The organism is Pseudoalteromonas sp. SMS1 (assembly GCF_021530565.1).
Taxonomy (GTDB): Bacteria; Pseudomonadota; Gammaproteobacteria; order Enterobacterales; family Alteromonadaceae; genus Pseudoalteromonas.
This window is the reverse complement of record NZ_JAKGBI010000011.1, coordinates 53989-74137: the sequence shown is the minus strand read 5'-3', so window position 1 is coordinate 74137 and position 20149 is coordinate 53989. Positions and strand designations below refer to the sequence as shown.

General features: G+C 40.4%; 22 protein-coding genes. 15 read left to right on the top strand and 7 right to left on the bottom strand.

Features of this window, described 5'->3' with window-relative positions; translation table 11 throughout:
• Nucleotides 1–102: 102 nt before the first annotated feature.
• Nucleotides 103–630 carry a hypothetical protein gene (locus tag L1286_RS12790; protein ID WP_235407443.1) on the top strand — a complete coding sequence of 176 codons (528 nt, stop codon included), beginning with the start codon at nucleotides 103–105 and terminating at the stop codon, nucleotides 628–630.
• Nucleotides 624–1922, top strand: a complete 1299-nt coding sequence (locus L1286_RS12785; protein WP_235407442.1) for a methyl-accepting chemotaxis protein — start codon at nucleotides 624–626, stop codon at nucleotides 1920–1922. The genes L1286_RS12790 and L1286_RS12785 overlap by 7 nt, the downstream gene beginning before the upstream one ends.
• Nucleotides 1923–2334: 412 nt before the next feature.
• Here the strand turns inward: L1286_RS12785 and L1286_RS12780 are convergent, their stop codons facing one another.
• A complete protein-coding gene (locus tag L1286_RS12780; protein WP_235407441.1) occupies nucleotides 2335–3720 on the bottom strand; it encodes a PQQ-dependent sugar dehydrogenase in 1386 nt (461 codons plus the stop codon).
• A 229-nt stretch (nucleotides 3721–3949) separates the two neighbouring features.
• On the opposite strand from L1286_RS12780, the gene L1286_RS12775 reads away from it, so the two are divergent.
• Nucleotides 3950–4135 (top strand): hypothetical protein, encoded by a 186-nt coding sequence (locus L1286_RS12775; RefSeq protein WP_235407440.1) that lies wholly within the window; start codon nucleotides 3950–3952, stop codon nucleotides 4133–4135.
• 67 nt (nucleotides 4136–4202) lie between these two features.
• Here L1286_RS12775 and L1286_RS12770 read toward each other — a convergent pair whose 3' ends face one another.
• Nucleotides 4203–4388, bottom strand: coding sequence for a hypothetical protein (locus L1286_RS12770; protein ID WP_235407439.1), 186 nt, complete (start codon nucleotides 4386–4388; stop codon nucleotides 4203–4205).
• Nucleotides 4389–5202: 814 nt separating this feature from the next.
• Between L1286_RS12770 and L1286_RS12765 the strand changes: the two genes are divergently transcribed.
• The gene (locus L1286_RS12765; RefSeq protein ID WP_235407438.1) at nucleotides 5203–5649 is read left to right on the top strand and encodes a DUF1353 domain-containing protein; all 447 of its coding nucleotides are present in this window, start codon (nucleotides 5203–5205) and stop codon (nucleotides 5647–5649) included.
• 62 nt (nucleotides 5650–5711) lie between these two features.
• Here the strand turns inward: L1286_RS12765 and L1286_RS12760 are convergent, their stop codons facing one another.
• Complete coding sequence (locus L1286_RS12760; RefSeq protein WP_235407437.1) at nucleotides 5712–6110, bottom strand: hypothetical protein; 399 nt, start codon at nucleotides 6108–6110, stop codon at nucleotides 5712–5714.
• A 380-nt stretch (nucleotides 6111–6490) separates the two neighbouring features.
• Nucleotides 6491–6802 carry a hypothetical protein gene (locus tag L1286_RS12755; RefSeq protein ID WP_235407436.1) on the bottom strand — a complete coding sequence of 104 codons (312 nt, stop codon included), beginning with the start codon at nucleotides 6800–6802 and terminating at the stop codon, nucleotides 6491–6493.
• Between the two features lie 483 nt (nucleotides 6803–7285).
• Between L1286_RS12755 and L1286_RS12750 the strand changes: the two genes are divergently transcribed.
• On the top strand, nucleotides 7286–8350 hold the full coding sequence (locus tag L1286_RS12750) for a hypothetical protein (protein ID WP_235407435.1): 1065 nt from the start codon (nucleotides 7286–7288) through the stop codon (nucleotides 8348–8350).
• 790 nt (nucleotides 8351–9140) lie between these two features.
• Here the strand turns inward: L1286_RS12750 and L1286_RS12745 are convergent.
• From L1286_RS12745 to L1286_RS12735, 3 genes are all read right to left on the bottom strand, one after another.
• Nucleotides 9141–10052, bottom strand: coding sequence for an SDR family NAD(P)-dependent oxidoreductase (locus L1286_RS12745; RefSeq protein ID WP_235407434.1), 912 nt, complete (start codon nucleotides 10050–10052; stop codon nucleotides 9141–9143).
• Between the two features lie 157 nt (nucleotides 10053–10209).
• Nucleotides 10210–11064, bottom strand: coding sequence for an AraC family transcriptional regulator (locus tag L1286_RS12740; protein ID WP_235407433.1), 855 nt, complete (start codon nucleotides 11062–11064; stop codon nucleotides 10210–10212).
• A gap of 36 nt (nucleotides 11065–11100) precedes the next feature.
• Nucleotides 11101–11595, bottom strand: coding sequence for an SRPBCC family protein (locus tag L1286_RS12735; RefSeq protein WP_235407432.1), 495 nt, complete (start codon nucleotides 11593–11595; stop codon nucleotides 11101–11103).
• Nucleotides 11596–12019: 424 nt separating this feature from the next.
• Between L1286_RS12735 and L1286_RS12730 the strand changes: the two genes are divergently transcribed.
• The 10 genes from L1286_RS12730 to L1286_RS12685 all read left to right on the top strand — a co-directional run bounded on the left by L1286_RS12730 (nucleotide 12020) and on the right by L1286_RS12685 (nucleotide 20083).
• Entirely contained in the window at nucleotides 12020–12577 is a 558-nt protein-coding gene (locus tag L1286_RS12730; protein WP_235407431.1) for a hypothetical protein, read from the top strand.
• Nucleotides 12578–12804: 227 nt separating this feature from the next.
• Nucleotides 12805–13044: a hypothetical protein gene (locus tag L1286_RS12725; RefSeq protein ID WP_235407430.1), complete on the top strand. Its 240-nt coding sequence runs from the start codon at nucleotides 12805–12807 to the stop codon at nucleotides 13042–13044.
• Nucleotides 13045–13570: 526 nt separating this feature from the next.
• Complete coding sequence (locus L1286_RS12720; RefSeq protein ID WP_235407429.1) at nucleotides 13571–13723, top strand: hypothetical protein; 153 nt, start codon at nucleotides 13571–13573, stop codon at nucleotides 13721–13723.
• 86 nt (nucleotides 13724–13809) lie between these two features.
• On the top strand, nucleotides 13810–14556 hold the full coding sequence (locus L1286_RS12715) for a hypothetical protein (RefSeq protein ID WP_235407428.1): 747 nt from the start codon (nucleotides 13810–13812) through the stop codon (nucleotides 14554–14556).
• A 73-nt stretch (nucleotides 14557–14629) separates the two neighbouring features.
• A complete protein-coding gene (locus tag L1286_RS12710; RefSeq protein WP_235407427.1) occupies nucleotides 14630–15220 on the top strand; it encodes a GNAT family N-acetyltransferase in 591 nt (196 codons plus the stop codon).
• Nucleotides 15221–15710: 490 nt separating this feature from the next.
• Nucleotides 15711–16121, top strand: coding sequence for a YjfI family protein (locus tag L1286_RS12705; protein ID WP_235407426.1), 411 nt, complete (start codon nucleotides 15711–15713; stop codon nucleotides 16119–16121).
• 14 nt (nucleotides 16122–16135) lie between these two features.
• Nucleotides 16136–16828, top strand: a complete 693-nt coding sequence (locus L1286_RS12700; protein ID WP_235407425.1) for a PspA/IM30 family protein — start codon at nucleotides 16136–16138, stop codon at nucleotides 16826–16828.
• Nucleotides 16829–16833: 5 nt separating this feature from the next.
• Complete coding sequence (locus tag L1286_RS12695) at nucleotides 16834–17154, top strand: hypothetical protein (RefSeq protein WP_235407424.1); 321 nt, start codon at nucleotides 16834–16836, stop codon at nucleotides 17152–17154.
• A 61-nt stretch (nucleotides 17155–17215) separates the two neighbouring features.
• A complete protein-coding gene (locus L1286_RS12690; RefSeq protein WP_235407423.1) occupies nucleotides 17216–17821 on the top strand; it encodes an OB-fold-containig protein in 606 nt (201 codons plus the stop codon).
• A 159-nt stretch (nucleotides 17822–17980) separates the two neighbouring features.
• Complete coding sequence (locus L1286_RS12685; protein ID WP_235407422.1) at nucleotides 17981–20083, top strand: SPFH domain-containing protein; 2103 nt, start codon at nucleotides 17981–17983, stop codon at nucleotides 20081–20083.
• The last annotated feature ends 66 nt before the right edge of the window (nucleotides 20084–20149 follow it).

Below are 20149 nucleotides of genomic sequence, written 5' to 3'. Positions count from 1 at the left end.
TAGGGTTGTTGTTTTTATATCAATAAACAAGCAAGTATTATTGTTTGTAGTATATTTTTAGAATCGCGCACAGAGGATGCTGTATGGCACCAGAAGGTAGGTATGTTTGCGGAGCTAAAAATTTCAAATCGTCTTGGTATTGGCTTTTTTGTCTTACTACTACTTTTCTGCTGTGCTGTTTTAGTTTCGATACAAGCGCTTAATACAGCTTCTGATGGGTTTAGAGATTACCGTTCACTTGCTCGCAATACCAATAATGCTGGCAGAGTTCAGGCAAATCTACTGAGCCTACGCATTGCAGCATTGCATTACATTAATAATGGAAAAGCTGAGGCTTTACGGGAGGAGTTAGCCCGTATGGCTGCTCTCAAAGCGCTTTTGCAAAGTGCGCATCAAGATGCCATTAGTCAGGAGCAGATAAGTACGTTTAATGAAGTGGAGCAATTGGCGGACCAATACGCATCTACCTTCGAAAAAGTCGCTGCAAAGATTTCTGAGCGCAACAATTTAGTGCACGACAATCTGAACGTGATCGGACCCAGAATGGAGAAAGAACTGTCTCAGATCTTATTGAATGCGCGAACAGATAATGACATGGAAACGGCATTTTTGCAGCCACGTCTTTGCTAAACTTGCTATTAGCGTGGCTTTATGTCGCGAAGTTTTTAGATACAAACGATGTACTCGATGCAAAACGTGTTCAGTCAGAATACACGCATTTCAATACTAACTTGAGGGCTTTAGGCGCATTACTACAAGATCAAAAACGACAAAGCCATTTCTTTAGCCTTCAAAACCTTTCGCCAAAATACATTGAATATTTTAACCAGTTGGTGCACGTCATAGCATCGCGCAACCATTTAAAACGTGAATACTTGGATGTGATCGGCCGACAAGCCGCACGACAAATAGAAGAACTTAAACTGGGGATCAAAGATCGGCAAGATCATCTGGGCCCACTACTTCAACAAGATAATATGAACTCGCAAACGCTTGTGGTCTCGGTCAGTGTTGTGAGTTTCATTGTTGCAATATTACTTGCGATGCTGATTTACAGATCAATTACAAAGCCTATTAATGAAGCTGTGTCGATTGCCAATGCCTTGGCGCGAGGTAAGTTGACTATTGGGAAAAAAATAAAAGGAGATAGTGAGACCGCTCGTTTGTTGCGCGCATTACAAGATATGTCTATCCAGTTTTCGACTGTTGTTAAAGAGGTAAAACAGAGCTCGGCCGCCTTGGAGAAAGTTTCGATCTTGGTCACGAGAACGGCCAAAGAAATTGCAAATTCTACATCAGAACAAGAGAAAAGTGTCTCAGATACAAAACGCGCCACATTGAAAATGGGCGAATCAATAAAGATCAATAGTGAATACGCGCTGGAAACGGACCGTATGGCAATTAATACCACCGCAGAGGCAGAAGACGGTGGTGGTAAGGTCAAGCAGACGATAGACGCCATGAGAGTGATTGCAGATCAAATAAAGATAATTGATGAGATCGCTTACCAAACAAATTTACTAGCGTTAAATGCGACGATAGAGGCATCAAGGGCGGGTGCCCATGGTCGAGGTTTTGCTGTTGTCGCAAGCGAAGTGCGAAAGTTGGCTGAGCGCTGTCAGCAGGCTTCCGAAAGAATTGGCGAAACAGCCGTAGAAAGTGTCAATTTAGTAGAGATCGCAGGAAAACAACTTGAGACAATCATACCGGCGGCAAACAAAACGTCTGAACTTGTACAAAATATGATGAATATTTCGGGGCAGCAACAGGCTGGACTTGAACAAATAAATCACACCGTCAAATCGGTAGAAGTCGCGTCATATAGAAACTCTCAAGCCAGTGGCAGTTTAACGCACTCAGTACAGGATATCGTACGTGTGTCGCAAAACTTACAGGCCAGTGCAGCGTTTTTTAAGCTCTAAGCTGAGTTTGTCGTGTGGCGATACGGTGTCGGACGAAACTCGAACGTGTTCTTATCGTGTACGTGTTTATGGTTTGATGTAATCTGTTACGGTGATGACTGACAATTGTCATTGTCTAAATGTGGACGAGTAGCACCACTTTCATAAGTACCAAAATGCCTAGTTTTTCGACCGTAGCCACTCATGGATATATCTTATCGTCGATTTCATTGCGGGAACGTCAGGGGTAATGTGTACTAAGAGATGCTGATTTAATAAGCTTTGTGGTGTGATAAAAAAAGTGCGCGAGTTTGGCACCGATGTGATTGTGTGCGCTGGCATTGCTAACGTGCGGTAAGCATCGCACGGTAACCAAGAGGCAGCTGTTTAACTGCCTGTCGGTCATCACTTGTTTGTTATTCGGTTTCGATATTCATTGGCTTGGGGATAGGGCGATGACTTTACTTTCATTTGCTTGTCTGTCGTTCATCGTAATATAGATCTCGCCACTTGGTGCTGTAACTACATCTCGGATCCGTCCCAAGCCCTTTAAAATAATCTCATCTTCAATGACTTGGTTACCTTTAATACGCAAGCGGTGAAGCTGCTTTTTAGCTAGGCTGCCTACAAACAGATCGCCTTGCCACTTGTCAAAAAGCGCATTTGTATAGAAGTTCATGCCCGCGACAGCGATTGAAGGCGTCCATTGATGTATGGGTTGTTGCATACCTGGTAAGCTAGTATGTGGTGTAATCGGCGTACCATCATAATTCATACCAAAAGTGACTTTCGGCCACCCGTAGTTTAGCCCTTTGGTAATTAAATTAAGCTCATCTCCCCCGCGAGGGCCATGTTCAGTTGACCAGATCTGATGTGTTGTGGGATGCTTAACCAACCCCTGAGGGTTTCGATTACCATACGTCCATATTGTTTTTAGTGCCCCAGCTTGCTCATAAAAAGGGTTGTCTTTTGGAATTTGTCCATTCTTATATATGCGGTGGATTTTACCATTTTGTGTTTTGAGGTCTTGTGCATCATTTTGGTGGCCTTCATCCCCATTACTAAAAAATAAATACTCCCCCGAGATCGCAAACCGCGAACCAAAGTGCCAGCCGCGGTTTTTATGCGTTTTTGTGGGTGCTTCAAAGAGAGTCTGTTGATCTACCCACTGGTTATTTTTGATTTTACCGCGCACAATAGCCGTAATACCAATGTCTTGACCTGAACCATTTTTACCTGTTTTTTTACTGTATGAGAGGTAGATCCAACCATTTTGAACATAATCAGGATCAGGCATTACATCGAGCATGCCGCCTTGTCCTCGATGCCAAACTTGCGGCGTATTTTTAATCTGAACGCGCTTGCCGTTTTTATTTATCATCCAGAGTTCGCCCTGTCTGAGGGTGTACAGCAATTTACCATCTGGCAAGAAATCCATTGCCCAAATAATACCAGTTGTTGATGTTATTTCACGTGTGTTGACACTGTGATAATCGGTCTTGAAATGTGTATTGAGCGTTGGGGTCTGAATGGTTTGAGTATCTGCGCGGTAGCCTGCTTCTCTGATGAAAACAACCAATGTACGAATTGCTTCATCCGACAATGAGGCGCCAAAAGCGGGCATACCTCGTTCCTTTACACCCTGTTTAATCGCTTCGGCTAGAGATTTATCAGAACCATCCGATAGCCATGTTGAGTCTAATAGTGAACCAGCCATGCCGCCTTGCAGTTTTTCGCCATGACATGAGGCACAATTGGCTTTGAAGACATCCTCTACTTTGGCCGTCGCGGCAGCTGTTAGCGGAATGATACTAAGCATGCTTAGTAAAACTGCTAAATAGTTGTTCTTTTTCATTGTGATAGGCCCGCATTTTGTTAAGTACTTAACAAGTATAATCGTTGCTGATGAATAAAAAACAGTTTAATCGATAGAACGGGTGTAAGCTGCGCTGGTGAATTGGATTTACGACGTAGTTGTGCAGATGAAACATACTTGATAAGGTGGGTTTGTCTAAAAAATAGACGGTTATTATAAGGAATAATTACAAATGAAACTTCAGATTAAAAAAAAGAACTTTAAACAACTGAACTTAAATAGTGCAGGTATCGCAAAAGAGAAGACACCTCAGATTGCTGGCGGGACGTTATATCATTCAGACGTAAATTGTGACATCACCGGTAGAGATTGCCCTGCAACGATGACTTGCAGAGCTTGTGGTTCACGACGGTGTTAATGATAGGCAGTCGTGTTTGGGGCGTATGATAATACGCCTTTCACAATATCCAAACTAAACCATTTGTTCAGCTTTGCGACAACACATTTGGCAGTGCGGTACAAAATGTCTTTCCAGATTCTAAATGCCTTCCTCGTATGTAAAATTCTAAAATCGGAGAACCCATTGAAAAGTCGGTAAGCGGGTGTCGCGCTGGCACATTAATATCAATAATCGCCCGCTTTTTATTAGACAAGTCGATGCTTGCTGTCACTGGGTGATCCTCTAAAGGTGAGCCTTCATTTTTATGACCTGTGTAGCCGCTGTGGGATTAAATATAATTTCGGTTAGCTCCCAGTGGGGATCTTGTAAGTAAAGCTTTACTCGAAGGTTTGCTGGCTGCGATATATCCTGCCTATTTTGAAAAGTTGTATTGGGACCGATTTGAATACTATGAAGAAAAGCATCTTTATGATGACAAGGATCTAAGGTCAGCTGCCACAAAAAATCCTCAGCTGGCAGCTTTTCAATTGTTTGAGGTGAGTCGTATTCATGTGATCTTCGTAATTGTGAGTTGGTAATTTTTGTGATTGGATGCAAACAGCGAGTGATTTCTTGGTTAGTCGACATTGTTCTACTCTTATGATTTTTATTGAATATTATCATTTCTCATTGTGACAAAGCGGCCGTCGAGTGTCCGGTTTGCACACCTGTACACACAATAAAATGATGGTTAGTGGTGCAAAATGAAAACAATATGTTGACATGTGTTTTAAGGTGTACCTATTATAGGTTTTTGGTTCATCTATTACGTTTTAGGCGTTTAGTTGGGCGCAAATCAAAGCGAAGGATCTAACTGCCAACAAGCGCTATTTCGGGGAGTATTGTTGATGGTTAAAAGAAATATAATAACAGTGACTTGCTTAGATATTTAGCCGATTTGGTAGCCCTAAGTTAGGGCTACTTTCTTTTCACGTTTTTGTCTTATAACACGACATCTTTTCACGCGAACTGAGCGTACAAAAAGTGACATATCAATGTGTTTAAATGGTCTTATTAACTGCTTTTAAATAAAACGAAGGTATAACATGGAAACACTCCATTTGAGACCTGTTTTAAAAACGCACACTAACAAGCTTGAAACTGCTTATGAGCTAATAGAAGATTTCCCTTACGAGCATAATGGTAAAATACGCTGGGTACCAAAGTACTTTCAATATGATGGTGCGAGCATTCCCGCTGTTGCTTATTACTTGGTTGGTACACCATTTAATCCAAGATATATGAAGGCGGCTTTGGTGCATGATTGGCTATATCATACCCATGAAATTCATCGAGCATCTGCGGATAAACTATTTTATCAGATGCTATGTGATGCAGGCGTTGGAAATACCAAAGCTGTCATGATGAAATTCGCCGTTGAAAAATTTGGGAGTTGGTATTGGCACAATGATGTGGAAGACGAGGCATATAAAGCAGAATTAATCGATAGAATAGTGAATGATGGTCGGCAACCAAGTGTGTATGGCCTTTGAGTTTATAGACATGAATTTGACCAAGCCACTGGCATTACCTTGGCTTGGTCAACGTGAGGACATTATTCCGCTTTAGTCTGTTGTAATATAAGGAACGTGAGACCAATGATCCCTGTTAAGGCTAAGCCAGAGAGTAGGAAAGGATCCATTGCGATCGTCTCATGGAAGTTAAACGTCCCAGCTGAGATTTTTTTCCAGCCCATAAAGTGTTGATTTGCAGCGACAACCGCGCCAAAAAAGCCGAGAACTAAAGCGACGTATTTGGCTATCCAGTGAGACGCTATAGGGAGTAGAAGCAAAATGCCTAGTAAACCGATAACTGTGCGTTGGGTTCGACAATACGGGCATATATACACGACTCCCGCAAACTCTACTGCCCAGGCTGTTATACTGATAATAATCGCTAGAAGTGCGATGATTCGGCTGTGTTTTATATATGTTTCAAGTTGAAGTAGTGCCATTTTAAACCTGTATTTTGCAAATTGTTTGTACCCAATAAAGGGGTTTTACTCGTTATAATGTAACATCTAGTGCAAGGTGTAGGCAATTTTTATTCCTAATTATTTTAAGTTATAACTTTTTTATATGGTGATAAAAAGGATTAAAAATAAAAAACACCAATTTTCATTATGTTATATAATTTTTGGGGTGGGACATCAAGTGAGATGGTTGAGTCTATTAGCGGGAGTCTTGAAAATCGATAAAATGTAAAACCAAGATGCATCCCCGGGCAAGCCTGCACGTAATAAACGCTGACTTTGATGGCGCTTATTACGCTGATAAGCGAAGGAACAATTTAAATAAAAGGTCAAGCATTGTACTTGACCCAGAGCTTGGCTAATCAGTTGTTGACGTAGCAAACAAATAACTCATGCTGAGGATTGTCTTGCGTGTCTTCAATAAGATACTTGGCAGCGATGCTATTTTGACAGGTACACATATCGTAGTGGCTATACATATACGGGCGCCCTAGTTCGTCTTTTTCCGTTTTAGTGACGCTACATGTAGGCTCTCTCCATCGTGCGTCCCAACCGCTTTCGCCAAAGGCAACAATCTTAATTTTGTTTGACATGATTTTTGCAGTTAGCTCATCTGATTGTGCCGAAGCATTCAATGCGCACAGTGCGGCTAATCCAATTAATAATTTTTTCACAATTCATCCTTAATAAAATAATTTTTAAAAAATAGAGTTACCACTCTATTTAGGGGTATTTTATTTATATATTTTTTGATTTCAAGTATTAATATTCTTAAAAGTGAATGGGTTACACCAATACAATGTGGGCTTTGGGTGTTATTGTTGCTTTGCTTTTATGAACGAGAGGTAGTGTTTGCACGATGTGAGTGCGTGTCGCAGTGTATTCGTGGATATGCGTAGAATCGCCTAATACAGTGGATGGCTCGGTTACGGAGGTAGGATACAACGAAGAGCTTTTTGTTATAAAGGTTACGCATACTGAGACAATTAAGTGCGCTATGAAAAAAAAATGATTTTGCTATACTTGGGGGGCTTTTCATCCGCTAAGTGCCCGTCATTTGGTTTTTTGTGAATAGAATGCACATATGTGGCACTGGTTTAAGTGGCGGCATATCAAAATTATCGAGATAAAATAGAAGTATAAAGGTTAATATTAAAATGATAGACAATGCTAATGATTTAATTTTAGCTACCTTGAACAATGCTGAAAAAGTGCATAGTGAAACGTATGAGTATAAATCTTTATTCTTAAACTCTATTTTCCCAGACGAAACGAACGCTAGATTTTTTCCAGTGGTGTTTATTGAGAATGAGCACGCTAGACAGTTTAGCGACAATAAACTAAGCAAAAAACAACTAACTAACCTCTATGATGCTGAAGGTAAAGTCATTTTAGGAAAAGGTTGCATAATAAACTGCTTAACATTTGGATCCCATGATTGGAAAAAAGCGAACCAGACGATAGAGTCCATCATTGAGCTTGGTGAGAATATCTCTGTCTCTGAAATGATCCAAGTACCTACCGTCTATCCTGTGGAGCGCGGAAAATACAGGATTTTGACAGGCCACAGGCGATTTTTTGCATTGCTTTTTAGCTATGGCTATGATCATGCTGCCCAGTTTAAGGTCTATGATTCAAAGCCACTTTTGTACAAGGTTAAACAGTTCCAAGAGAACGCGAGCCGTGAAGATTTACCACAATATGGTAAGTTGCAGGCATTTTTGTCAGCAATGTTAGAAATAGATGGTTTAGATCAAGCGAGATTAAAGGTCGGTGAAAAGCGCCTCACAGTAAAAGAAAAGGCAAAAAATCTAGGTATCTCAATGGGAGCCTATGACAATTACAATGTTTTGACGCGATATACAGAGGTTATCAAAGCATATGAGGATGGTCTGAGCGCGCCTTTTCTTAAAGTCAAAAAGATCGTACTTGAATGTGAAACCAAGTACAAAGAAGAACATGACAAGAAACAACTGAATATCACGGATAAAAAAAATGTAGGTGAGAAAATCCTAGAGCGATTATCTGGCAAGCGAGGCGCATCAGCTAAAAAACCACCCACGTATAAAATGAAAGAAATCCCAAGTTTACAAGTTTTAAAAACAATTTTATTCAAAGACGTCTCTCAGCTAGATCTAGACATTGATTGGCAGAATGTAAATTGGGATGATCATGAAGAGGTTAATCGCCAGCTCACAACACTTATTGAAAAGCTAGACTAACATCCATTAAATCAATACTAGGCCTAAGCTTGATGTAGAAACCAAGCGTGGGCCTTTGACGTTGCTAATATCTCATATCTTTGTCAGCCTTTTTGATACTGTCGATTCTATGTTGATAGGGTCTCACGGGTGAGACCCTACATCTTGTTTAGGTGTTATTTTTAAAGATGTTTTTCAATGGACTAAAATCATGAATGTAGAACATAAAAAAGCGATCAGGCATCAAGTATTGACTGAGATAAAGGTGATGTAGTGCCATATGCTAACTTGTACGTCATTCAACCCTCCAATGCGTCATTGCTGGGTCATTTGGTCCTGTAATTAGGCTTGCTAATTAATCGTCCAATAACGCAAATTTTCTATAGATTAATATTTTATATCAATGGTTTATTACATTTTTTAACACCATCATACGTTTCGAAAATGCGTGTTATACTTTTTCTACACATGTGAGTGCAATTGAGCATTTATTAAATAGTCATGTTTCATCATATGCTTAAATTTAATTATATGTATATTCCAAAAGTGTATTTCAAATTGTGATGGTTTTATGACTATATAATTACATACCTTCATTAAATCGTGAATTAAATAGTATTAGAAGGTATTAATAAAACGATTAACACAGTTTAAGGAAAAATTATGGCTATTTTAAAGAAAAAAGTATTAAGAGCTCTCGGTGTTCGTGCAAAAGCAAATAAAAACGCGAAAAGCTATTTATGGATCATGTATAACAACGTGTAATGGTTGAAAGTGTGGGCTAGCGCGTATTTTAGCCCACTGTCTAAACTCATAGGAATCTTTGAATAGCTAGATACGCATTTTCTTGGTAACGTTCAATTTTTAAATCAGGGAACAACAAACTTTGATCGGATAAATTGCCGGTTAATCCTCTCTCGCTCGCATAAAATAATCCCGATTCAAGATCATGATTAAATAAACCTTGTAGATAGCGGTTGGCCCCCACTTCAACCGTATGTACTTTATTGAGCAATAGCATTATTCGCATCATGCTTTTCATGAAGTATTGTTTGAACCAAGGCAGTGTATTAAATCCCTCTGTGCCTGTCGTTGCCCCAGGGCTCATGGTCACAAATTTTACATGTGGGTGGCGTCTGGCCATGGCTGACATCCATAGGGCGCCCATGTACTTTATCGTGCCGTATGGGATAGTTGCGTCTTTGACCTCTCCAAAAAATGAGCCATCGCAAATAGCAGCAAATTCCTCTTCAGATGAAGTTGGTAAGTGGGGTCGTTTCATTCCCATTTCTTTGACCCCCCTTGCAGCCTCTGAACCTGCATAAATGGCGACTTGCGTCAATTTCCCAGATTTTAATAACGCTTGTGTCAATAGACAATGCCCCAGTAAGTTGACGGCAAAAATTTCTGTAACGCCATCAGGCGTTAACTTATTGAAGTTTTGACCGCCAGTGCCCCCTGCATTCATAATTAAGGCATCCACACTGCACTCGAGTTTTTGAACGGCTTCAATGACTGATTCTTGATTGCTGACATCGATAATCAGTATTTCGAAAATGTGCTTGCCAGTCGATTGCTCTAACTCCATTTTAGCGGCCTGTGCTTTCTCTTTGTTTCGACACCCTAAATAAACTTTTTCTATCTGAGGATTGTTTGTCAGCTGCTTGGCAGTCTCTTTACCTAAACCTGCATTGGCACCGGTTATTAATACGCGCTTAATCATTGTTTCACCTTTAATATGTTTTAAAACGAGGTCTTGCGGATGGGGTAATAGTAGGGGATTGCCAGTGCCGTTTTTTGATATTTCTTGCTATCTATTGAAAAAGCTAAAGAGGGGAACGAGATAAATTGAGTGAAGCTCGATAAAAAGCCTGAACGAATCAGGCTTTTAAAGTAACTGGTATATTTAAGTAAATTTTATTATTGGGATCGGCATCATTGAAACTGGCAGGCAGAAGTTCGAAATCCGGCTTGTCCGCGTACTCATAAGCACTTTTGGGTAACCAGCTACCCCAAATATACCGCAATGTATCCTCTAACTTTGACAGAGGGCCTATATGCGTAAAACGTGCGTAAGTTTGTGCCTCAAGCTCACGAGTAATAAGGCCTTCAGGCACATTATCAAAGTTCTCAACCTGTGCTGAACAAATATAAACGAATCGTGTTACTTCCTCTGATTCTTCGTAACATTCATAAATGCCGAAAAAATCGCTGCCGACCCGGTTGGGAATTTTATCTCGGTATGGTCGAAACCCTGACCATAGTTTGGGCAAACTTAAATCTCCATCATCATACTGAGTGGCGATCCCAACAATTTTCATGGCCGGCTGAGAGATAATTTCTGGTTCCATGCTGATATTGTTTTGTAAAAAGTGTAAGTCATCTCCATTAAATGGTTTTTTATAAAGCAGCCGAAAGGGCTCGTTAATTTTTCGATACTGCGCTGGCGTCATGTCAAATAATGCTTTAAATGCGCGAGTAAAAGCCTCTTGTGATTCAAATTGGCATTCCAAGGCGAGCTCTAAAATACCCACGTCGTCTGTAAGTAATCTTTTGGCTGCCATGGTTAAACGTCGTTTGCGCAAATACTCTTTGGGTGTATCTCCAACCAATGCTTTAAATACCCTACTGTAATGGTACGTTGAATAATGAGAGGCCGTAGCGATTTGATGCACACTGATTTTTTCATTTATATGTGCTTCTATATATTCAATACTCTTTAAAAAGCGATCCATCTCAATACCCTCGTTAATTTCATCGTTGCCAATAGATTAGGCTGCTTGCGTGTTTCTGAGCGTATGCTTTTCTGCATACTCTTTGAGCCCAGTGAGTAGTTTGCCAAATGCAACCGGAAAGACCAACCTTAGTATCGGGTAAAACGGATAAGCAAGCGCTTTAAGTTGTGGCTCAGCGGTCCAGATCACCTCAGACTTGTTAGTGCTGATCACACGTACTGTCATCTTCACATGATTTTGTTTGATCGGGACGATTTTAGGGTTATTCACCGGTAGTACGTCAAAAGCGAGTGTTTTCATAGCGTCATTATATTCAGTGATCACCTCTTTCACTTTAGCGCCATTGGGGTTTTCGCTGAGGTCACAAATTCGGCCTTCCATGGGGGCACCAGATAATCCATGCCCTTTGCCCACGGCGACAGATTTTGGAATAGGACCCATCCAAAGATACGCTTTGTCAAATTGGGTTGCGACAAGGTCCCAAACTTGTTCTGCTGGTTTATTGATTACGACTTTTTTAGTGATTTTCATAAGTAACTCTCTTCTCTGAGTGTGGCTGTTTTGATGTGGTTACTTTAGATAAACGCGCCACGCTTTTTTTGATATTTTTTGCTGTATTGACCCTTTTTAAGTTCAGCCGATTGAGGGGCATAATACCAAGGTGACTTGGAGATGTTGAGTAAAGTGACGTGCTGGGGGGCTAGGTGATTGTCACGGGTCTTAATTAGCTGACGAACAATACGTCTAGAGACACGCTGTCAGCATGATTGGGTTCAAATGCGTCTCGCATGATAGGTTTATTGATGACGTAATATCGGCGTTAAGGCCTTATCCGTTACTTGCTTTTTATCGCATTATAAATACACTGACATAAAGACGAATTTAATCTTATCTTGACCTTAAACCAAGCAACAAGGTTGTCACTTGCTTACGCGTCAAAACGGCAAAAAAGGTAATGTGGTCAGCTACTTTCTTGTTACTTCTGAATTTTATAAGCAATGACTCTGAAGGCTTAGAGCTTCGGCTCAGTGGTCACGAGGTGGCGATTGATGTTTTGCCTATTGTTTCAGAGTACTCAATTTGCAGGGGATATCACATTCGCCAGCAAAAAACAGCACTTAAGTTCACGGTACTCATGTATGGCTTCGATAGTTGTGAAGATAAAGCCAGCAAACCTCCTCTCAAAGCGGACAACCTTGATGATGAAGAACAATCTAAAGTATTGGCGCTAGCCAATTATTTTGGCATTTATCATGCTCCCAATAAGTTGGGGTTAAGGTTCTCATTGAAATTTGCTCAATTAAAAGAAAAAGTCGATTGGTTTGTAGATAATAAAGGCTCCGAGACAGTGGTGTTGGTTGAGCGAAGTTTCAACCGAGATATCGTACGCATTACTTTCGAGTCTGTGCATCAAAGTGGCGCGCCGCATCTTGCACTTTTACTCTATTTTTTACCACAAACAAATGAAATCATTAAAACTGAGTTGCATACTAAAAATACTATTACCAAGTAACAGTATGATTTTTAATTTCTTTTTATATTTCTTTAATCAAACTACATTCGACAATGTTATTACATAGAGAATTTAATATTAGCAATTTTGTGTGAGTTAGGCTGTATTTAACCGGAAGTAATTGTTTGTAGACTATTTTTTACTCACGTGTAATACTTTGTAATAGTTGGAAATAAAGGACTTTTATATAGTTATTGTTGTTTAGTAACTTGCAATAAAGACATGCTATGGACCAAAAATTAATTGAGCAAATAAACTTTGACGAATACGCTACAGATATTGGTGAACGTACAGACATTAATAAGCACCATATCAATGCCACTTTGCTGGTTGATCAAGACTCTGTGTCAGAGCAAGATCGCATTAAGCTGCTTACGGAACTGAATTTGTATAGAAATTCTGCCTCTATCGAAGTAGAAGAGGTAACTGAAGGCGTTTATAACTTGCGCTTTGCATTGCTGAATTAAGCAACCTTCTTAATGTTTTTTCGTAGCAAGTTACGTCATTTTTGTATGGTTGTATCAATGGCTTGCTTGGTTTTATGGAGCGGTAACCTGATCTCGCTAGGAAGACATGTATAGCAATATCGGGTTAAATGCACTGCTTTAAGAATGGTGCATTGCTTAAAAGCCTCTTTTGATAGGGGTTATAATTAGATCTCGAACGACCAGCTCTTTGTTTTACCCTTACTAAGGCGTAAATTGAGTTTTCTCACCACTTAGTAGTATTTTATTATTTTTCTCTATATTTATCAGTTATCTATGGATAGGGTAAGTATATAAAAATGTGCCATATATAATTTGGTTATATATTGTAATATATCATTGTATTTGACATTCCATAAAATGTAGAATTAACTTTTTAAATGCATATAAATTCATCTATATTTGATGACAGTAAATCGATATTTCAAAATGAACTTTTTGTTTACATTTTGGACGGTAGGTATTAGATTTATAAAGTAGCTTAATAAAAATAAAAAAGGAGCGAACGATGCAGCTATCATTCAATAAGAAAAATATCAAAAAACTATCTGAAAACAACAAATCCCTCGTAAAAGGCCAAACAAAGGAAATTGCAGGTGGTGGAAACACAATCGGTTTTAATACCGCAGCGGGCTGCACGAGTTTTGCACGCTGCCACTAAGTAAGCCTTTCTAATTGGTAATGATGAAGAGATAGAGCGCCTAAAGGGCGCTTTTTTATAGTATAAAGACATAGGAATTTGTTGTCGTGAACAATGAATATTGTTTTGAAGTGAGTGAACAAGTCACTGCGCTTGGGCGGGGTATTGAAAGAGAGTTGAAATCCAGCTATAGCGTCGAGGTCTGTTACGAAGCACCGTCAAAATATCGATGCATATTTAAAAGTGGGTTTATTGAGTTCTTGAGTTCTTGTCCTGGTGTGGGTGAACTTGCAAATATGCTCCCAACTTGCACTCAGCGTTTATGCGAGTTTTTAATCATTGATGACCCTGACAACGGTCTAACACTAGAGAAAGATACCCTGTATAGCGATGCTTTTGCGTTGCTCCTTGAAGAGCTCGCCAAATACTCTGGTGAGTCTGTCGAAGCGTTGTTTGAGCTAATTGAAGTTCAGGTACTTAGGTGTCTGAATACGATTTTGATGAGAGATGTTGATGAGCTCGCTATGCAGTGTGGAGAGCACCGACTTTTTGAAAGTAACAATCGCGAAACACGGCTTAGGATTTCACATGATTCTGCGGTTAAAGTTGCAGAAATTTCAGATGTTAAACGTATTATCGGCGATGAATGCAAAGACGATTACGACATGTTAAGAAATGAACGATGGCAAGCGCATGTGAACACCAAAACGTACCTCAATACCATTTTGAATTATACAAAATATCAGTTGGGCGAAGGTGGACATTTAGATTTGTATGAATATGTTTACCAGTCTCGCTTTGCACAGCAAGATAAACAGCTAAAGAGGACGATCAAACGTCGTGTCCGAGCATGACGGCGTTCAATATCAAGTATTATACAAGGCTATTTTTAAATTGACTTTGTGAGTGGTCGTAAGAGGGATAAAAATGACGTGGCTAAAAAGTGTTGCCTTAGAAGGGGATGTTGTCTTGCTTGAACCAATGCAGTTAGCGCATGCAGATTCTCTGGTGAGTGCGGTTCAAGATGGTCAAAGTTGGAAGCTTTGGTATGCGTCGGTACCTTCACCCGAGGGCATGTACAAATATGTTGAAACAGCAGTGGAGTCCGCAAAAAATGGGCAACCTGCATATGTGGTGAGAACGAAAGCTGACAGGAGAATTGTGGGTACAACGCGATTTTATGATGTAAAAGCCCAGCACCGCAGAGCATCCATTGGGTACACTTGGTATGCTAATTCGGTGAAGAAAACCGCCGTCAATACGGAATGTAAGTATTTACTAATGAAGTACTTGTTTGAATCAAGTGAGGCGCTTTCGCTCGAATTTAAAACCCATTATTTCAACCAAACATCTCGAGCAGCCATAGAGCGTTTGGGCGCAAAGTTAGATGGTGTGTTGCGCAGCCATCAAATTATGCGTGATGGGTCCATAAGAGACACCGCTGTCTATTCTATTTTGGCCCATGAATGGCCAACTGTTAAAAATCATTTGCTTGCTAAATTAGCGAATAGAGTCTAAATAGGAAGAATTTTAAATAGCTAAACACAAGGCCCTAGTCAAAATGAGCGAGGGCCGTTTCAACGAAAACCTTTCAACACCGATGCAAGGCCATCAAAGTTGCTGGATCCCTACTATATAGAAGCAAAGTCATTCTGTTTTACTGAACAAAAAGTGCGTAGAAACTTGGGCTTGGACGTTTATCAATCTTTTTTAGCCCATCGATTTATAGGTGTTATCCCCGCCTAATGTGATGAAGTTGTGCTTATCTTTCTTAATTAAGAAGTGAAATTTCAAAAAATGAATACTTTCATTAAGTTTTATTAGGTTATTGATTTTAATGATTTAAAGTGTATATCGGATTGTATTTTGAACTGTTTTTTACAATTAAAATGAGAAAGCATAGTTGACATAATATGTCTTGCTGGGCAAAGTGTATCCATAACTCATACAATCAATACAGCGTAATTGAACCATTATAATACGCTAACGGACATAAGGAATTTCTTACATGGAATTGAATGAGCTTTCATTAAAACTGTCTCAGTATGAAACTGAGGGATCAAGTTTCGAGTCTTTTTTTATCAACCACGTAGGTCAAGAGGTCCTTCAAGTTATTGTAGACGGTAACGACGAGCTACCGATCTTCGTGACGCGTACTGATGAACAAATATTATGTATTTGCTATCTCTTTTCTGAAGCTGAAATCAACACGGATAAACACGCAGAGTTAAATGACACTTTATTACGTTTAAACGTGCCGATGCCGCTGAGTGCATTCGCAAAGATAGACGACAGATATGCTGTGTTTGGCGCGTTGTCGACAAGTTCAACCATCGAACAATTAAGTCATGAAATCATCACGTTATCAGCAAATTCAATAGACGCTTTAGAGGCTATTAGCGATTACTTGACTGAATAAAAGGAGTATTCACAATGAGTATTTTTAAAAAGTTATTCACCGCAGTGAAAGGCGGTGTCAATGAAGTGGGTGAAAACATCGTAGATGCCAATGCTATTCGCATTTTTGAACAAGAGATAAGAGACGCTCAAACGGCTTTGTCCGACGCTAAACGCAGCCTGACAGAAGTCATGGCTAAAGAAATGCAAGCAACACGAGCTATCAAGTCGCTAGATAGTGAGATAGAGAAGCATGAAGTCTACGCTGGCCAAGCTTTAGAAAAAGGTGAAGAGACACTGGCACTAGAAATTGCGGGAAAGATAGCCGAGTTTGAACAGAAAAAATCTGAGCAACAACAGGTGCTGAGTACTTTTACGACCCATGTCACGAAACTTAAACAGCAGATAAAGCTTGCCGAAAAAACCATTGTTGAGAACCAGCGTCAACTCAGTATGGTCAAGACCACTGAAAGTGTACAAAAAGCGACAATGGCTGTTAACGATAATATGCTTGCAGGTGACTCCGCGATGGCGTCTGCAAAGCAGTCTCTAGAGCGTATCAAGCAGCGTCAAATGGATAAACAAGATCAGCTGGATGCAGCGCAACAATTGGCGGACGAAAATGCTGATAAATCGTTGCATGATAAAATGCGCGCAGCTGGAATCGGTGATGATGCTGCGAAAAGTGCTGACATTCTTGCGCGTATCAAGGCGAAGCAGAGTAACTAACCGCTATGACTGATAATAAAAGTGCTTGGCAAAAGCAAGAAAAAGCCGTTCGTGCGACGCAACTTGCTTTTGACTTGAGCTCCGAAGTACAGAAGTTCATTAAAAAAAGTGCGATTGATGAAGAGCTTACTCCCTCAGATATGATCCGCCGGATCTTAGGGCTCGAAGTTAAGTCGAAGAAAACGCGTCAAAGGCTGAGCTTTAACTTGAGTGATGAAGAGATCGCTTTGTTAGCTCAGCAATTCGATATTCCAGATGCTGACAAACGCTTGGTGAAACAAAAAGTTGCCGACCTACTAATTAAGCACGTTACAGACTCAAAATAAGTGCGTTTAACCATTTTAATAAACGCAACCGGTACACATAATTGGAGGTATACGGAAAACTATGGACTTTCTCAATACCATTTTTACTTTCCCCACCGTTGTATTTACAACGTTGCTGCTTATCGTCATTGGCTTTTGGTGCATTGCATTGTTGGGTTTTGCGGATATCGATATGTTCGAAGGAGATGTTGAGATTGAAGCTGATGGTGCTGACTCCCTGTTTCAGATGGGGTTTGGTGGCGTACCACTGACAATCTCGATCAGTCTGGTGATCCTAATTAGTTGGGTGATTAGTTTTTATTCTCACCAGCTATTTGAGTATGTACTTGGTGAAGGGGTTGTCTTTTATTTGCTTGGTGCTGCGGTGATGTTTGGCTGTTTTGTGATCTCGATACCACTTACGGCGATGCTCGTAAAGCCCCTGAGACGCTTTTTTGATAGTAAAGAAACCGCGTCTAAAAGTGAATTTATTGGACTTGAGTGTGTGATTGCAACCAGCAAAGTCACCGCTAATTTTGGACAAGCAAAAGTACAGTTCCAAGGAACCGAGCAGTTAATTGAAGTACGTTGTGAAGAGGAAAATGAATTCTCAATTGGGGATGCCGGTTTGTTAATCGAACATGATGAGTTGCGAAATAGCTATGTGGTGGTGGTCAAGCCTTGGTAATAAATCAATAAGATAGTAATCGCCACAAGGCGTCATCAAAAACAGTGGTCTCAGTTGGACTACAACAAAATTAATTATTATTGGCATTACATTCGCTTTGGTGAAAACAGCTAAGTGTAATGTCACATCGGGAAATCAATATATTAGTTAGGAACACACATGGAATTTTTAGATAATCTAGGACCTATTTTAACAGTTGTTGGAGTGTCAATCGCCGTTATATTTGCGATGATTTTGATCGTTGGTAAGTTTTATCGAAAAGTTGACCAGGGACATGCGCTAATCATTAACAAGATGAAGAATGAGCCAGATGTAACCACCACGGGAGGCATCGTTTATCCAGTGATTCATAAAATGGAAGTCATGGATATTTCTACTAAGCGTATGGTGTTAGAGCGCAGAGAAAATAGTGGCCTAATTTGTAAAGATAATATTCGTGCGGATATTGCCATTACTTTCTATATCCGTGTAAACGAAAACAAGCAAGATATTCTACGCGTTGCAAAACAAGTTGGGTGTGCCCGTGCTTCTCAGCCTGAAACCCTCCAAGAGCTATTTGAAGCAAAGTTCTCTGAAGCGTTAAAGACGGTTGGTAAACAAATGAATTTTGAAGAGCTATTTACTCATCGTAACGAATTCAGAGACGCGATTAAAGAAGTGATTGGTCAGGACCTATCGGGCTACACGTTAGAAGACGTGGCCATTGATTACTTGGAGCAAACTTCTATTCATAAATTGGATGAAAACAATATCTTAGATGCTGAGGGTATTCGTCGTATTACAGAGAAAACAGCTGAGCAGAATGTTCAAACTAATCAGTTAAAATGTGACGAACAAGCACAAATCGAAATTCAAAATCAAGCTGCGCTTGAGAAATCTCTAGAAATTGAGCGTCAAAAAGAAGATGCCAAAGCAAAGCAGCAGCGTGAGATTGAAACTGTACGTGCGAGAGAGTCGGCAGAAGCTGAGCGCGTTAAACAAGAAGAACGCATGAAAGCAGAAGATGCGCGACTTAAAGCCGACGAAGCGCTTGAAATTGCAGAGCAAAACAAACAGCGTGAGATTGATATTGCTGAACAAAACCGGCTACGTGTACTTGCAATCGAAGAAGAAAAAGTTGCCCGTTCTCGCGAAATCGAGGTGATTGAGCGCGAGAAAGAAACTGAAATCATGCGCATCAATAAAGAAAAAGCGCTAGAAGTTGAGCGTAAAGAAATCGCTGAGGTACAGCGTGACAGAGTGGCGGTTGAGAAAACCGTAGCTGAAGAGCAAGAGCGTATCAAAGATGTTCAAACGCTGGCAGCTGCCGAGCGTGAGAAAGAAGCCATTGTTATTCGAGCGAAAGCTGAAGCTGAGGAAGCGCTTGTAAAAGATATTGAAGCAGCGAAAGCGCAAGAACAAGCAGCTGAGTTTAAGGCACGTGAACTGGAAAAAATGGCCGAGGCAGAGCTACGTATTGCTAACCAAAGCGCCGAGTCGAAGAAGATCCTTGCAGAAGCTGAGCAAGTTGAAAAAGCGGCTTCTGGATTGGCTGAAGCTGAAGTTATCAAAGCCAAAGCTGAAGCAAATGCAAAGCAAGGTGAAACTGAAGCACAAGTCCTAGAGCAAAAACTGGCGGCAGAGGCGAAAGGCAAGCGAGACATTGGCTTTGCAGAAGCCGAAGTGCAAACGGCGATGGCTGAGTCAATCGAGAAACAAGGTGAAGCCGAGGCGATTACGTTAGAGCGTCGTATGACAGCCGAAGCGAAAGGTCTTGAAGAGAAGCTTGAAGCGCTAAATGCGATGGACAAGGACGCGAGAGATTATGAAGGCTTTACGCTGAAATTGAATCAACAAAAAGAGCTAACGCTGGCTAAATTAGAAGCAGAGAAAGAAATTGCTGCACACCAATCTGAGATCTTAGCGAAAACGTTAGGCAATGCAGATATCAATATCATGGGTGGTGACGGTCAATTCTTTAACCAGTTTATGAAGGCAATCACGTTAGGTAAATCAATTGACGGACTCGTGGGTGAAAGTGACACAGTACAAACGTTATTTAAAGATCACCTAGCCGGTGAAAGAAACATCATGGATGATTTGAAAGGGGTGTTAAGTGGTGCAAATGTGTCGTCAGAGACAATGAAAAACGTCGCAATGAGCAAGTTTTTTCAGCAACTAGGCAATACTTCAGACGCTGAAAAACAACAGTTATTGGCGATGTTAGGCAACACCTTAAATGGTAACGCCAAGTCTGTTGGTCAGTCAGAAGGCCAAGAATAAACTCAGCAGACGTATTCTGGGTGTGCGGCCAAACGCACACCCAACTTACCTTTCCATTTACCCTCC

Coding starts and splice junctions, on each gene's coding strand:
- L1286_RS12690 (WP_235407423.1), top strand. CDS start 17,216: ATGGACTTTCTCAATACCATTTTTACTTTCCCCACCGTTGTATTTACA.
- L1286_RS12700 (WP_235407425.1), top strand. CDS start 16,136: ATGAGTATTTTTAAAAAGTTATTCACCGCAGTGAAAGGCGGTGTCAAT.
- L1286_RS12765 (WP_235407438.1), top strand. CDS start 5,203: ATGGAAACACTCCATTTGAGACCTGTTTTAAAAACGCACACTAACAAG.
- L1286_RS12685 (WP_235407422.1), top strand. CDS start 17,981: ATGGAATTTTTAGATAATCTAGGACCTATTTTAACAGTTGTTGGAGTG.
- L1286_RS12695 (WP_235407424.1), top strand. CDS start 16,834: ATGACTGATAATAAAAGTGCTTGGCAAAAGCAAGAAAAAGCCGTTCGT.
- L1286_RS12745 (WP_235407434.1), bottom strand. CDS start 10,052: ATGATTAAGCGCGTATTAATAACCGGTGCCAATGCAGGTTTAGGTAAA.
- L1286_RS12740 (WP_235407433.1), bottom strand. CDS start 11,064: ATGGATCGCTTTTTAAAGAGTATTGAATATATAGAAGCACATATAAAT.
- L1286_RS12730 (WP_235407431.1), top strand. CDS start 12,020: ATGTGGTCAGCTACTTTCTTGTTACTTCTGAATTTTATAAGCAATGAC.
- L1286_RS12735 (WP_235407432.1), bottom strand. CDS start 11,595: ATGAAAATCACTAAAAAAGTCGTAATCAATAAACCAGCAGAACAAGTT.
- L1286_RS12760 (WP_235407437.1), bottom strand. CDS start 6,110: ATGGCACTACTTCAACTTGAAACATATATAAAACACAGCCGAATCATC.
- L1286_RS12725 (WP_235407430.1), top strand. CDS start 12,805: ATGGACCAAAAATTAATTGAGCAAATAAACTTTGACGAATACGCTACA.
- L1286_RS12705 (WP_235407426.1), top strand. CDS start 15,711: ATGGAATTGAATGAGCTTTCATTAAAACTGTCTCAGTATGAAACTGAG.
- L1286_RS12720 (WP_235407429.1), top strand. CDS start 13,571: ATGCAGCTATCATTCAATAAGAAAAATATCAAAAAACTATCTGAAAAC.
- L1286_RS12775 (WP_235407440.1), top strand. CDS start 3,950: ATGAAACTTCAGATTAAAAAAAAGAACTTTAAACAACTGAACTTAAAT.
- L1286_RS12780 (WP_235407441.1), bottom strand. CDS start 3,720: ATGCTTAGTATCATTCCGCTAACAGCTGCCGCGACGGCCAAAGTAGAG.
- L1286_RS12710 (WP_235407427.1), top strand. CDS start 14,630: ATGACGTGGCTAAAAAGTGTTGCCTTAGAAGGGGATGTTGTCTTGCTT.
- L1286_RS12790 (WP_235407443.1), top strand. CDS start 103: ATGTTTGCGGAGCTAAAAATTTCAAATCGTCTTGGTATTGGCTTTTTT.
- L1286_RS12750 (WP_235407435.1), top strand. CDS start 7,286: ATGATAGACAATGCTAATGATTTAATTTTAGCTACCTTGAACAATGCT.